Source organism: Thermococcus prieurii, from assembly GCF_054657655.1.
Genome location: NZ_BAAHYH010000002.1, coordinates 1,169,313 through 1,182,225, shown reverse-complemented (window position 1 = coordinate 1,182,225; position 12,913 = coordinate 1,169,313). Strand labels below are relative to the sequence as shown.

Sequence of the window (12,913 nt, the reverse complement as noted above, 5' to 3'; positions counted from 1 at the left end):
AACCCTCCAGAAGTGATAGTTAAGGCTAACCCAGAAGAGGGCTCAAGCCTCGAAACGGGCGGAGCGAAGGATAAAACACTCCCCCCTCATGGGTATCGGGGCAGAGTTGGGAAGTTAGCTTATAAGGTTTTCTGCCGAGTTTTTTCGGTGGTGGCATGAGAATCGCGGTCGGCTCTACCAATCCGACGAAGGTTAAGGCCGTTGAGAGGGTTATGAGAAGGATTTACGGCGACGTTGATGTCATAGGGGTTGAGGTCGATAGCGGTGTTCCCGACCAGCCGATTGGAATCGAGGAGATAGCGAGGGGTGCTATAAACAGGGCGAAGAGGGCATTGGGGAAGACCAATGCTGACCTCGGCATCGGAATCGAGGCGGGAATCTACCCCTTTCCCGGAACGCTGACCGGCTACCTTGACGTCCAGGTCTGCGCGGTGGCGAGTCCCGATGGGAGGATAACGATAGGCCACGGCCCTGGTTTTGAGTATCCGCCGGTTGTAATCAAGAGAATCCTCAAGGAGGGCGTTGAGGCAGGCGTGGCGATGGGCGAGCTCGTCAGAGACCTTGAACTCAAGAGGAAGGTCGGTGCGATAGGCGTTCTCAGTAAAGGCCTGCTCACAAGAACCGAGCTCAACGAGATGGCGGTCCTGATGGCGATGATACCGAGGATGAATCAGGAACTGTTCTTCGGGAGAAAATGAGGCTGTGCCCTCCCCGACCGTCCCCCGGTCACTTCTCCCGGAGGCGTGAGAGGGGGAGGGCGGTTAAGGTTAGGTCGGTGAGAATTTTAAGCTTTTGCGGAACTCACGTGCAAACATTGCCAACGGTATGGTTTTATAATTCCCTTCATAAATAGTTGATGGGGAGAGGCATGGCATCTGATGTGAGCGCTATTGAGATGATGTTGAAGACCAATGAGAAAGCCAGACGCTCAGTTAGCGAATGGATTGTTCAGCTCGCGAGAAAGATTCATGAGAGTCCGGAGGATATAGTGTGGTTTTTTGAGATGCGACAGCGCATGAGGGAACTTGAAGAGAAAGCTAAGAGGATTAGTGATGAAGAGCTGGAGCTTTGGGAGAAGGAAATAGAGAAAGAATTAAAGAACTCTGAGCCAGTGGAGCAGAGTCTTGAAACGTTGATTGAGATTGGCGAGAGGAGTTTTAGAAAGTTCAAGCGCATCGAGGCAAAGCTGAGGGGGTTAGAAGTCATTTAAAGGAATAAATTGTCAAAATTAGAAGCCTGTGAGAGAAACCTTACGATGAAGCTTTCTCCTCGACCTGCCTCTCCTCCTCGGGCTCGCCCTTTCTCCTGCTCTCGTTCTTGATGACCTGTATCACGTAGTCTATGAACTTCCTGACCTCCTCAAGCTCCTCCTCCGGAATATCCTGAATCTTCTTGTTCTTGCTCTTGTATGTGAGCAGTTTGAGGAGCGCGAGCCTTCCGAGGGCCGTCCTCGTGCTTATCTCCCCGTTCTTCCAGTCGCGCCATATGGCGTTCGCTATGCCGTAGAACTCGGGGATGCTGTCGAGTCCCGGGTCGCCGACGTCAATGACCTCCTTTCCGAGGTACTTGTAGCGCTTCTCCTTCTCCTCCTTTGATAACTCCTTGGTGCGGTCCTTTATGTACTCGTGCACCATGACAATCACCTCCACTTTAAGAATGGGCGAAAGTTTTTATTAACCTTTCGTTAGTTTTTCCTTATCTCGTTCCAGACGCCTGCCATTATGAGGAACGCGCCCGCCAGGGCCCTCCTCGTGAACCTCTCGCCAAGAAGGATGAAGGCCGACAGGGAACCGAAGATTGGTTCCATCGAATAGATGAGCGCCGCTTTGTAAGCCGTCGTGTATTTCTGGTACTTGACCTGAAGTGTGAACGCTATGACGGTTCCAAAGAGGGCCGTGTAGAGTAGTCCGAGCCAGGGGAGCAACTCCCTTGGAAAAACCTTGGGCTCAAAGGCCAGCGCGAAGATTAAGGAAAAGATGAAGTTCCAGAAAATCTGCCAGAAGGCCAGGCTGAGGTAGTCCTTCTCGCCGAAGCGCTGGACGAGGACTATCTGGAATGCAAAGCTAACCGCGCAGAGGGCAGTGAGGAGGTCGCCGTAGCCGATGCTCGAGCTTGCCCCTGAGATGAGGTACAGTCCTGTGAGGGCGATGGCGAGCGACAGAACGTCTCTCGCTTTTACCCTCTCCCCGAGGAGGAAGTATGCTATGAAGGGCGTGAACACGACGTAGAGAGACGTTATGAAGGCCGAGTTCGAAGCTGTGGTGTACTCGAGGCCGACAATCTGGAAGCCGTGGCCGAAGAATAGCGTGAGCCCGAGGAGGAAGCCCTCGCGCAGGGTGTTCTTCCGGATGACCTTCGAGCGGAAGAGAATGAGCATTAGAAGCGACGCGATGCCGAAGCGGTAAGCCAGGAAGAGAATCGGAGGAAGGTAGTCCAGACTGACCTTCATCGCCGGAAAGGTGAAACCCCACATCGCTGTTATCGTGAGAAGTATGAGCTCGGCCCTCTTCATCGAGCCGAGTTGCTACCGGAATTTAAAAAGCTACTCCCCGGGTCCGTTGATGCAGGACATGTTCATTGAAAGGAGCATCTCCACGTAACCGCTTTCGAGGTTCTCGCGGATTTTACCGGCCAGCTCCCTGAGCTCCTCCTCTTCGAGCGGTTTCTTCGTTTTCAGCCACTTTATAAGTCCGTCCCTCTTGTCAAGGATTACGACGTCTCCTTCCGTGATGAGCGGGACGTAGTTCATCTTTATTCCGTAAAGCTCCTCCGCGAAGGCCAGCTTCGCCCTCAGCAGTTCGAGGTAGTTGGCCAGCTCCTCCCCAAGGAGTTCCCTCAAGAGCCTCTTCATTCTCCCACCACCTGTGCTTTGCTGGACAGGTTTATTAACCTATCGGGCAGATATGGGTAGGAAAAGGCGATAAGGGTTGAGGACGTATCACTATCGGTGAGACCATGTTCATGAAGTACGCCCACCACTTTCACGCCTACCAGCCGGGTGACATAGTTTACGTTGAGGATGGCGACGGCTCCGGGCCGATAGAGTACGAGGAGCGGAAAAGCCCGGTCGCGATTAGAATCGGCGATGAGGAGGTTAGGGGCGAGAACTGGACGCGGACGATGCTCTACTCCTATGAGAGGATTTCCGATGTTCTCTCAAGGCTCAGGGGAGTCAGCGTTGATATCGAACCCTTCACGTTCCTCATGCTCCTCCGGTACAGAAGGAGTGCCTTTGAGAGAACCGTTGAACTCCTCAAAACCCTCGACGCGGTTCCAACGGTTCCCTTCCACCCGATAATGCCCCACCTCGACGAGTTTGAGCAGAAAATCCTTGCAAGGGTTTCCTTTGACTTCTATGCCCCGCTGATTGGTGACAAGTCTGTAATCGGCTACTGGCTCCCGGAGGCCGTGATAACGAGAAAGACCGTTCAGCTCATTGAATCCCTCACCGATAGGAAGCTCGCCTTCCTGCTCGATGAAAGAGGGCTCCTCTACGACTTCCCGCAGGCGAAGCACTCGTGCAACCGCTACTCCAACTCCTTCGTCTTCGGTCGTGAGTGGGGCCTGAGCGACGCCTTCGCATTCAACACCCTCGACGTCCCCGGATTGGTGAGCGAGACCCTCTCGCGGAGGGACGACTACAAGGAGAACCTTGGCGTTCCCTACCTGGTCTTCACCGCAAGCGACCTTGAGAGCCTGCTCGGAAATCCGGCACAGCTCGAACGCTTCGTTGCCTGGATGGAGAGCCTTGAGGAAAAAGGCGTTGAACGGATTTCGGCGCCTTCCTTCGTCTGGAAGAAGCTCTCCGGCGAGTTCAAGCGCCTCAAGGGCGAGTGCTCCTTCGAGATGCCGGTCAAGGAGTTCTCCAGCTGGAGCGACTACCTCGACCTGAGCCTCGACGGAAAGACGAGCGACTCGCGCTGGCTCGGTTACCGAAGGGCCGATGGTCGGGTCTTCGCGAGGGAAATAAACGGAAGAAAAATCTCCCAGCTCTGGAAGGTGGCCTTCACGCGCCTTTTCGGTGAGCTCAACAGGACTGTGAGGCTCGGCGTTTTAACGGGCCTGAAAGAGCTTAACGCCAACCCAGAGGAGTTTCTGGTCAGGTACGCGAGGGTCTTCTTCAGGGATTACTACGACTACTTTGGCCTGAGCACGTCTCTCAACTACGTCCTCGAGCCCGCCAACGGCGATAGGGACGCCCTACCCCTCGGCAGGGCCTACTACCTCATGCTCCTCTCCAACCACTCCTGCCCGCGCTTCTGGGAGAACCTCGACACCCGCGTTGCCTTCTCCAACGTCTCGGTCATGGCGAAGGCTCTGATTGAGCTGATGAAGTATTTCGAGGGAAGCGAGCTTCAGTCGCTCTTTATCGGGGCGTATCTCAAGATGCTCCGCTTTGAGGACCTCTACCACGTATGGAACCTTTCCACGATGCCGTCAATCGAGGGCTGGGAGACAAGCGAGGAAGCTTGGAGTAATGCTTTGAAGCCTGAGGTTCCAACGAGCGGCTACAACGTCGTGACGAGGGCCGCGCTCTACGTAGGAAAGCGCGACCTAGGCGGGGACCTGAGGGTCATCGTTGAGGGCTACAACCTTGAGTGGGCAGTTGCAGACACTGGTCACATCCCCGGCGAGCACCATGGTCTCTGGGAGACCCCTGAGTACTGCGAACACCGGGGATAGTTTCCTAATTTTATCCCTTGAAACGCGGTCTTGGCCATTATAACCAACCAGAACGGTAGGTTTATATTTTGTCTTCCCTAACTTCGTAACTGGTGGTTCCAATGAAATCCGAAGAAAAGGTCGAGTTTGGGGAGTCTCATCTACTCGAATGCCTACTCAAGGGCATTGACTGCAGAAGGTGCATGGAGCTCAAGCGAGCGCTTGAGGGTATACGGGAGAAGGTTCAAGGTCGAGAGCTCCTTTTACTCCTTGAGATTCCACTTCTCCTTGCTCAGGAAGAGATAAGCCTCACGCTCAAGCTCCTTGGGAACGTAATTTAGTAAAATATCCGCTTCCCTCACCGCGTCCCTTATCCCTTTTCCGAGCGACACCTGGTTTTTGTCGAGGAGTTCGATGATGGCTTCCACAACGCTCTTCGTAACCCTCTTTTCAGAGTAGAGCCTCTTTCCAATGACCCAGACCTTCTCGTTCTTCCTGTAGAAGTTCCGTCCCCGCTCGGTGAAGAACTCCGGGCCGGGCTTAATCTTGACTTTCTCGCGCGTGTCTCTATCAAGTTCGAGCATTATGAAGGCCTTCCCTTTTCTCCCGACGTCCCAGCCGAGGACGCGGAAGCCTTCCCTCTCAAGGGCCTTTTCAAAGCCCCTCGCGCTCCTCTCCAGCTGGGGCAAAAGGATGTCGTCTACCATATCGGGGACATCGATTAGGAGCGTTACAAGGGCGGTTCCCCTCTTCCTCAGCTCGTCGAGGTAGTTTCCCTTAGGCTTCTCCGGTGGGAAGAAGAACTTGACCGAGGGGTTCTCGAGGAACTCCATGCTCTTGAAGTAGAAGCGCCCGTACTTCTCCCAGCTCAGGTTGGCCGAAACGTTCCGCCTCGGATCGACGGGGTCTATCACTATCAGCGGTCTGTCCTCCTCGGTTTCCCTCTTCACGGTCTTAAGCGCGATTTCCGGCTCTTTCCTCAGCCAGTCCGCCGGGTCTATTATCTTCTGCCTCAGTATGAAGTCAGCTCTCTCGGCCACATCGAGGAAGGAGCCGTACTTGATGACGAGGATTTCGGCCAAATAGCCGGAAAAGCCCCTTACGTAAATCTCGCTCCCGTAGGCGTTGATGCCCTTCAGGAAGCGCTTGAGGAGCCTTACCTCATCGTTCCGCCCCCTGAGGTTTTCGTTCACCCACTTCGTGTGGAGTATCGAGCGGTCAACGGCAGTTCTAACGTCTTTCCAGCTTCTAACGTCGTAGCAGGGCACGAGGTCAACGCTCACTCCCCTGTATCTCGCCCGGACGTATGGGTGCTCGGCGTAGGCTATCTCGTAGGAGTCGAGCTTCTCCGCTATGGCTTTTCCGAGTTCCAGGCCTTTTTCCCTCAGCTCCTCAAGGGGAGTTTCGAGGGGGAAGGCCAGGAACAGGTCAACGTCGTGGTCTCCGGCAAGGTAGGTGTCCTTCGCGAGCGAGCCGACGAAGTACGGCCTGACGTCGAGGCCGAGTTCGTTTATCTTTTCCTCAGTTATAGTTCTCAGCTCCTCCATGAGGGCCTCAACGAAGGCCCTCTCCTCCTCGCTCGGCCTTATCCGTTGGAGGACTTCGCTGAGGACTTCTTCCATCTCCATTGCGCTCACTCCGCAAGCTCGAACCTCGCAACGGTCTCGTAAATCGGGCCCTTCGGCGTCAGCGTGCTCTTCTTCAGCTCTATCGCCTCGACATTGAACTCGCCGAAGTCCTCGTTAGCCAAATCCTTCAGCGCCATCGCCAGTTCAACCTTATCGCGGACGAACTTGACGCGCCCGATTGTTATGTGGGCCACGAAGTCCTTGTCCTTCTTGAAGCCGAGCCTTCTCATCTCGCGCTCGACGTCGTTCGCTATTGCCTTAATGCCTTCGTCGTTCTCGATTCCGGCCCAGATAACCCTCACGTAGTTCGGGTTCGGGAAGACACCGATTCCTTTGACGCGAACGCGGTGCTTTTTGTGCTTCCTCGCTATCTCCGCCAGGGCCTTCTTGACCTCCTCCGCCGTTATCTCGTCAATCTCCCCGAGGAACTTGAGCGTCACGTGGAAGTTCTCCCGCTCGACGAACTTTATCTTCGCTGACTTGTTCCCTATCCTCTCCTGGGCCTTCAGGAGGTTGTCGCGAACCTCTTCGCTTACATCTATCGCTATGAACGCCCTCATACCACCACCGAGAAAAGTTGGAGGGAGGGGTTAAAGGGGTTACTCCCTAACAACGACGGGGAACTCCTCCCAGGGGAAGACTATCCATTTGTCTGTTCTGAAGACGTAGAAGTCGGGAACGACCTTGGTCCAGGGCTTCATGCTGAGGCAGGCCACCTTGACCTCCTTTGCCCCTGCCTTCTTGACCTCCTCGATGACGACCTCGAGGGTCTTTCCCGTGTCGCTGACGTCATCCACAATGACGACCTTCTTATCTTTTAGCGAGCCGTGAAGGGGAATCGTTATCACGGGCTTCTCCATCCTCTCGTCGATGCCCTTGTAGAACTTGACGTCTATGACCTTGAGCTCCACGTCGCCCAAAACGTGGCTCAGCCTCACAGCTGGGATAAGCCCGCCCCTCGCGATTCCGACTATCACGTCGGGCATGAAGTGCTTTCTCAGTTCTTCGGCGAGCGCGAAGACTGCCCTATCAATCTGCCACCAGGTCAGGTAAACCTTGTCCATGGGAACACCTCCGAATAGCGTGAGTTCTCAACGCCGAACTTAAGCTTTGGGTGAGTGGTGGAAGTTAAAAGAAAGGCCTTAAAAAACCTATTTTGGCAGGAGAATGTTAAAAGATGTCTGGAGGAACGAAATTAAGAGGGCAAAGAAACAGAAGAAACCCTCAGCTGATGACGCACTTGCTCCATCCACAGCGTGGACAGGTGGCGCAACCGCTCTCCATCCTGAGCTCTACCAGTTCACCGTCTTTCTCGTAGCAGACCGGGCAGTAAGCCACTCCAAGGAGCTCCTTAATCTTCTCCTCTGGAATTTCCAGTTTCTCCGCGTGGTGCGGGTGCTCTGGCGTCTTTGGTGTGACAGTCTTTGCCGTGCTCAGGGAAAAGCTTAGCGTTTGCTCCTTCTTCTCCTTTCCGTTGGTGCCGTTGAGTATGGCCTCGACGTTGATGAACTTCGCCAGCCAGGGCTCGGCCTCGACAACGGCTTTCAGCTTCTCGACCGCGTACTTGCTCGGCTTGGCCGGGACGCGCTTCCGTTTTTCTCCTTCAACGCTGTAGACCTGCACCGAGAGCGAGCCGTCGCGGTAGACGGTTATTCCCTTACAGCCGAGCTTGTAAGCCAAAAGGTAGGCCGCTTTAACGTCCTCCACGGTCGCGTCGTTCGGCATGTTTATGGTTTTACTCGCGCTGTCGGTGAGCCAGAGCTGTATGTTGGCCTGGGCCAGGATGTGGTCGAGCCAGTGGACGTCCATCGAGGTCACGAAGACCCTCTGCATGTCCTCGGGAATCTCCTCAAGGCCCTGCACACTTCCATAGTTGTCGCTTATCTTCCTGAGTATCTCGTCGCTCCAGAGACCGCGCTTCTTGAGCTCGGACTCGAAGACAGGGTCGACGTAGTAGAACTCGCCGACGGTGACGCTCTTCTTGTAGACGAGGGCAAAGATTGGCTCGATACCGCTGGAGGTGTCGGCTATCATCGAGACGCTTCCTGTCGGCGGGCAGGTGGTCACCATGCCGTTCCTGACGCCGTGCTTCTTGATTTCCTCGACGAGCTCGTCCCACGGGAGCGTCCATATCTCGCGGTGGTAGAAGCCCTCGACCGGTAGCTCACCGTCCTTGTATCTGCTCTTCTTGTAGAGCGGGAACGTTCCGCGCTTTTTGGCGGCCTCAACGCTGTACTTGTAGGCGTAGAACGTGAGGTACTCGGTGGCCTTCCTCATGAAGGCAAAGCCTTCCTCGCTGTTGTAGGGAATGCCGAGCTTGAAGAGCGCATCTGCCAGTCCCATCATTCCGACGCCTATTCTCCTCGTGAGCTTCGTGTTGTGGTCGATTTCAGGAAGCGGGAAGCGGTTGACGTCGATGGCGTTGTCGAGGTATTTAGCCACTTTCTGAATCACGTAGGCGTACTCGTCCCAGTCAAAGTAGGGCTTTCCTTCGTCGTCATACTTTACAAATTTGGCGAGGTTTATGCTCGCGAGGTTGCACGATTCGTATTCGTAGAGGGGCTCTTCACCGCAGTTGTGGCTCAGGAAGCCGTTGCTTATGTAGCTGTGCTTCTCTGGAACAGTGAAGTCGTAAACGAGCTCTTCACCAAGCACTTCAACGCTCTCAACGGTAACGATAGGCTCGTCCCTCTTGGTCTTCTTGAGGTTGAGCTTCTCCATCTTGTAGCCCTCAAAGCCAATATTCTCCGCGAAGAGCTTCCTGCTGTAGTTGGCTATGACGAGCTCGTGGTAGCCCTCGCCCTTGTAAGTCCTCTCCTCGCCGTCTTTGGTGGTGTATTTGAACTCGCTCGGGTACGGCCTTTCGTAGAGCTTGGACAGTATTCCAAAGAGCAACAGGAGGTCCTGAACTTCCCTGAGTAGCTCGCGGTCCTTGGATGTTAACCTTATCGCCTTGTCGTTATCAACGTAGCCATCGGCACTGAAGAGGCCACGGAGGAAAGCCGCCATCTCCCTCGGCTTTAGCCTGAAGACGATTTCGGGAACGCGCTTGTCGTTGGTTTTAACGATGCCCTCAATCCACTCGTAGGCTTTCCCTCTCACGCCGAGCTTAATTTGGTTGCCATAGCGGTGGGGCTCGGCCTTGATTCCAAAGTGTTTGACGAGTATTTCCCTGACTTTCCAGGCTGTTTCCTCTTCCTTTTCGGCATTGAAGTAGAACCACGCCCTCCTGTCGTTGGTGTTGAGGTATCCATCTCCAATGAACCAGCCGAGAACGAAGGCCAAATCTTCACCTATGCTCTCGCTTCCGAAGTCATCTTCGACTTCAAAGCGCGGGAGGAGTATTTTGTCTCCCGGAGTTATGTCCTTAACTTCCTTCCAGCCCTCTGGAGTCATAAGCTTGTGGTCAAGTGTTGCGGTTATTTCGTATCCCTCTTTTGTCTTCACCCTTGCGACGGTCTTCCTGCCGACCTTCCAGACATAGGCGGGAACTGCTATCGGGTCAACAATCGCCAGCTCAGCTCCGTGAACCGTTTTGTACTCCACCTTTTCTTCTCCCGGAAGGAGAACCTCAACCGCGTAGGCGTAGGGTTCCCCTCCATCGGTTATGCCCTCTACTGCAACAGCTTCTTTCTTTCCGCGCTCCTTCGCGAGCGTGAAGAGTTCTTCTGCTTTGATGTATCCTTCTGGGGTAAGAATCCTCGTCTCTCCAACTACACACGGGTTGGTGGCCCTTATCGGCCCTCCCTTCGCCTCCGCTAAAACGTTCCTCCTGTTGATGACGTCGAAGAATATAACGCCGGGGTCGGCCTTGCTCCAGGCCATGAAGGCCAACTCCTCGAAGAGGCTCTTGGGGTCGACCTCCTTGACCTTCTCGCCGGTCCTTGGGTTCACGAGCGGGTAGCGCTTGCCCTCCTTCAGGGCCTCCCAGAAGTCCTCCCATATGCCGACGCTGATGTTGAAGTTGCTGAGCACGTTGGTTCCGGTGTTGCGCTCCTTCGCGTGGATGAACTTCTCTATGTCAGGGTGCCAGACTTCAAGGATTCCCATGTTTGCTCCGCGCCTTACTCCACCCTGCTTGATGACGTCGCTGACCGCATCTATGAGGTGCATGAACGAGACGGGGCCTGACGCTGCCCCGGCCGTAGAACCGACGAAATCGCCTTCAGGACGGAGCTTTGAGAAGTTTAAGCCGGTGTTGTGAACGAAGACCATCCCGTTTTCTCCAGCCAGGTAGTTCTGGTAGTTCTCAACCGTCAGGTCATAGAAGGTCTTTGGCTCGTTTGTGGTGGTTATTTCCTTGACTACCTCCAGGCTCTCGACAAGGTGGAGCATTCTCTTGACGTCCTCAACTCCCGTTGCGTCGTAGAGCCTTCTGAGCATCTTGACGAGGACAGCCTTTGAGACCTTTCCTCTCGTGTGCCACTGACCGAGGGATATTTTCTCACCCTTTATGATAGCGAGAGTCTGGCTTCCGTTCGTCTTGAACTCAACGCCGTGTTTTGAGGCCCATCTCTTAAACGCATCGAAGTTGAGTGGAAGGCCGAAGGTTCCTCCCTTGTGTCTCTCTAGGAGAGTTTCAAGCTTCTTCCTCTTCTCTTCGTTTTGGAGGTTCTTCCCTATTAGCTCGTAGAACCTGAGTAGCGAGGAGTACTCCTCAACGTGGACGATGTAGTCAACGCCATCTTTTCTGGGTTTCTCCCTCATTCTCGCTTTTATCCCGAGTGAACTGAGATAGTGTGTGATGTCCTCTATTAGTTTCCTGTTCACCATACCCAGTTCAACGCCCGGCTTGCTGTTCACGTGTCCCTCCGCATCGAACAGCCCGGTTATAAAAGAGAGCACGGCGGCACGGCCTTTTCTGAGGATTTCGGGTGGAATCCCGTTGTCTATTCCATCTATGAGCTTCATGTAGTGGGAGGTTATCTCCCTGGCCTTTATGTTGATGTAATAGATGTTCCTGTCCCTCTGGAGGCTGTATCTCTTTCCGAACGTCTCTTCGAGGTACTTGTTTATGGTCTCGAATGTTTCAACTCTGTAATCGTATATCCTTAGTCTGTCGTAGATGTATTCATGTCCCTTGACATACGAGCGTTGTTTATCAAAGCTTCCATCGCCTGCTATGAAGCCGGCGAGCCAGTAATCGAAAATGAACTCGTGATTGTCGTCCTCTGGCATTCCTCCTACCAGCATGTCTCCCTCCCTGAGTTCATCTGCCCTCTTCTCGACGACTTTAAAGTCTGGGGTAAGCACAAAGAAGGGGTGCCACGGTGACGTTAGAATCCGTGTTCCCTTGTTGGTCTTGATGTTGTATTTGGTCACCTTCTCTCCAAGCTCGTACCTCCAGATGGCCTTAACCCTTCCCCTAACGACTTTCCCTGTTTTTGGGTCAAATGACTTCACGTAGATGGGAATGTTTGACACGTCTATGCCCCATCTGTTGTAGTTTTCATCGTAGAACTCACCCAGCTCCTTGTAACGCTCGTACATCTCTGCCATCGTTGTTAAGTGCTCTTCTCCCTCGTTTTCAAAGAGTATCTTGGCGTTTCCGTCTATGCATCCACCGCCCATTTTCTGTATCATGGCCACGTCGTGCGCGGCCTTCATTATGCTCTCCATGTCGTCCTCTATTGGGACAACGAAGCATGCCGAGAGCATTCCCAACGGCCTGCCAGAGTTGATGAGCGCAGGAGTGTTGGGCATGAAGACCTGGCCGGCCATGAGCCTGAAGTACTCCTCTATTTCAGCCTCGTAATCGTCGAAGGCCCCGTTTTCGAGCATGCCCAGGAACTCGTCTATCGAGACTTTCATCTTACCCTTCTCTGACAGCTCGCGGTAGAGGTTCACGAGCCTCTCGAAGTGGTACCTGTTGAGCTTGAAGCGTCCGATTGAGTACTTCCCGTCGAACTCCTCGAAGTGCTCGAGGTAGTACTTGACCCGGCTTAAATCCCGCTCGTGCTTTCCTTCCTTGTCGTAAACGCGCTCGTCGTAGAGCAAATCGGGGATGACCGCGAGGGTGGCGACCCTCTCAAAGAGCTCCCTGGGGCTTTCGATTATTTCGCCCTTCTCGTTCCTTATGAGGTATCTGCTCGCCAGAACGCGGAGGGCGTTGAGGGAGAAGCGCTTGTCGATTTCATCGAGCTTGTCCTTGTTGAGGATTTTCTTCTTCTCCTCCCTGATTTCGGCCTTCTTCTTGCGGTAGAGGATGTAGGCCTTGGCGACGTCGAAGAGGCCGGCACGCATGAGCTCAAGCTCCACGATGTCCTGTATGTTCTCGATGTTGGGAATCTGCCCGTCGTAGAGCTCGTTGACGCGCCTGACGACCCTTCTGACAACCCTATTGAGCAGCTTTTCGTCGTGGATTCCAACTTCGAGCATTGCCCTCTGGATGGCCCACCTTATACGCTCCCTATCAAAAGGTACGATTCTACCGTCTCTTTTCATCACTTTTTCAACGGCCATATAAACACCCCTGACACACAGCTGTGTATAAATCTGACCATTAGTAAAATCATCAGCACCGCCACTCTCGCCGGGTCCCCTAATATATCTTGCCCCTTCTCGGCTTGCCACCCTGACGAATTCTGACTTATCACCTTGGATGGTAGGGGACAGGTAGAAAA

General features: G+C 54.0%; 10 protein-coding genes. 3 read left to right on the top strand and 7 right to left on the bottom strand.

Annotated elements, in window-relative coordinates:
• Positions 1-155: 155 nt before the first annotated feature.
• A complete protein-coding gene (gene yjjX / locus ACYQ04_RS09805) occupies positions 156-698 on the top strand; it encodes an inosine/xanthosine triphosphatase (RefSeq protein ID WP_460129178.1) in 543 nt (180 codons plus the stop codon).
• 158 nt (positions 699-856) lie between these two features.
• On the top strand, positions 857-1,210 hold the full coding sequence (locus ACYQ04_RS09800) for a hypothetical protein (protein WP_460129176.1): 354 nt from the start codon (positions 857-859) through the stop codon (positions 1,208-1,210).
• Positions 1,211-1,250: 40 nt separating this feature from the next.
• On the opposite strand, the gene ACYQ04_RS09795 is transcribed toward ACYQ04_RS09800, so the two are convergent.
• Genes ACYQ04_RS09795 through ACYQ04_RS09785 form a run of 3 tightly spaced genes read right to left on the bottom strand, consistent with a single transcriptional unit; the run spans position 1,251 to position 2,851 of the window.
• A complete protein-coding gene (locus ACYQ04_RS09795; protein ID WP_099209590.1) occupies positions 1,251-1,634 on the bottom strand; it encodes a hypothetical protein in 384 nt (127 codons plus the stop codon).
• Positions 1,635-1,684: 50 nt separating this feature from the next.
• Positions 1,685-2,512, bottom strand: a complete 828-nt coding sequence (locus ACYQ04_RS09790; protein WP_460129174.1) for a DMT family transporter — start codon at positions 2,510-2,512, stop codon at positions 1,685-1,687.
• Between the two features lie 30 nt (positions 2,513-2,542).
• Positions 2,543-2,851, bottom strand: coding sequence for a hypothetical protein (locus ACYQ04_RS09785; RefSeq protein WP_099209592.1), 309 nt, complete (start codon positions 2,849-2,851; stop codon positions 2,543-2,545).
• Positions 2,852-2,955: 104 nt separating this feature from the next.
• On the opposite strand from ACYQ04_RS09785, the gene ACYQ04_RS09780 reads away from it, so the two are divergent.
• Positions 2,956-4,683, top strand: coding sequence for a glycoside hydrolase (locus ACYQ04_RS09780; RefSeq protein ID WP_460129172.1), 1,728 nt, complete (start codon positions 2,956-2,958; stop codon positions 4,681-4,683).
• Between the two features lie 242 nt (positions 4,684-4,925).
• Here ACYQ04_RS09780 and cca read toward each other — a convergent pair whose 3' ends face one another.
• The 4 genes from cca to ACYQ04_RS09760 all read right to left on the bottom strand — a co-directional run bounded on the left by cca (position 4,926) and on the right by ACYQ04_RS09760 (position 12,752).
• Positions 4,926-6,290, bottom strand: a complete 1,365-nt coding sequence (gene cca, locus ACYQ04_RS09775; protein ID WP_460129170.1) for a CCA tRNA nucleotidyltransferase — start codon at positions 6,288-6,290, stop codon at positions 4,926-4,928.
• A 5-nt stretch (positions 6,291-6,295) separates the two neighbouring features.
• Positions 6,296-6,850, bottom strand: a complete 555-nt coding sequence (gene thpR / locus ACYQ04_RS09770; RefSeq protein ID WP_460129168.1) for an RNA 2',3'-cyclic phosphodiesterase — start codon at positions 6,848-6,850, stop codon at positions 6,296-6,298.
• A gap of 39 nt (positions 6,851-6,889) precedes the next feature.
• The gene (locus ACYQ04_RS09765; protein WP_460129166.1) at positions 6,890-7,354 is read right to left on the bottom strand and encodes a phosphoribosyltransferase; all 465 of its coding nucleotides are present in this window, start codon (positions 7,352-7,354) and stop codon (positions 6,890-6,892) included.
• 160 nt (positions 7,355-7,514) lie between these two features.
• Complete coding sequence (locus tag ACYQ04_RS09760; RefSeq protein WP_460129165.1) at positions 7,515-12,752, bottom strand: vitamin B12-dependent ribonucleotide reductase; 5,238 nt, start codon at positions 12,750-12,752, stop codon at positions 7,515-7,517.
• Positions 12,753-12,913: the final 161 nt, after the last annotated feature.

What these genes read in the sequence shown, in the direction of transcription:
- yjjX (WP_460129178.1), top strand. Translation starts at nt 156, where the DNA reads ATGAGAATCGCGGTCGGCTCTACCAATCCGACGAAGGTTAAGGCCGTT.
- ACYQ04_RS09800 (WP_460129176.1), top strand. Translation starts at nt 857, where the DNA reads ATGGGGAGAGGCATGGCATCTGATGTGAGCGCTATTGAGATGATGTTG.
- ACYQ04_RS09795 (WP_099209590.1), bottom strand. Translation starts at nt 1,634, where the DNA reads ATGGTGCACGAGTACATAAAGGACCGCACCAAGGAGTTATCAAAGGAG.
- ACYQ04_RS09790 (WP_460129174.1), bottom strand. Translation starts at nt 2,512, where the DNA reads ATGAAGAGGGCCGAGCTCATACTTCTCACGATAACAGCGATGTGGGGT.
- ACYQ04_RS09785 (WP_099209592.1), bottom strand. Translation starts at nt 2,851, where the DNA reads ATGAAGAGGCTCTTGAGGGAACTCCTTGGGGAGGAGCTGGCCAACTAC.
- ACYQ04_RS09780 (WP_460129172.1), top strand. Translation starts at nt 2,956, where the DNA reads ATGTTCATGAAGTACGCCCACCACTTTCACGCCTACCAGCCGGGTGAC.
- cca (WP_460129170.1), bottom strand. Translation starts at nt 6,290, where the DNA reads ATGGAGATGGAAGAAGTCCTCAGCGAAGTCCTCCAACGGATAAGGCCG.
- thpR (WP_460129168.1), bottom strand. Translation starts at nt 6,850, where the DNA reads ATGAGGGCGTTCATAGCGATAGATGTAAGCGAAGAGGTTCGCGACAAC.
- ACYQ04_RS09765 (WP_460129166.1), bottom strand. Translation starts at nt 7,354, where the DNA reads ATGGACAAGGTTTACCTGACCTGGTGGCAGATTGATAGGGCAGTCTTC.
- ACYQ04_RS09760 (WP_460129165.1), bottom strand. Translation starts at nt 12,752, where the DNA reads ATGGCCGTTGAAAAAGTGATGAAAAGAGACGGTAGAATCGTACCTTTT.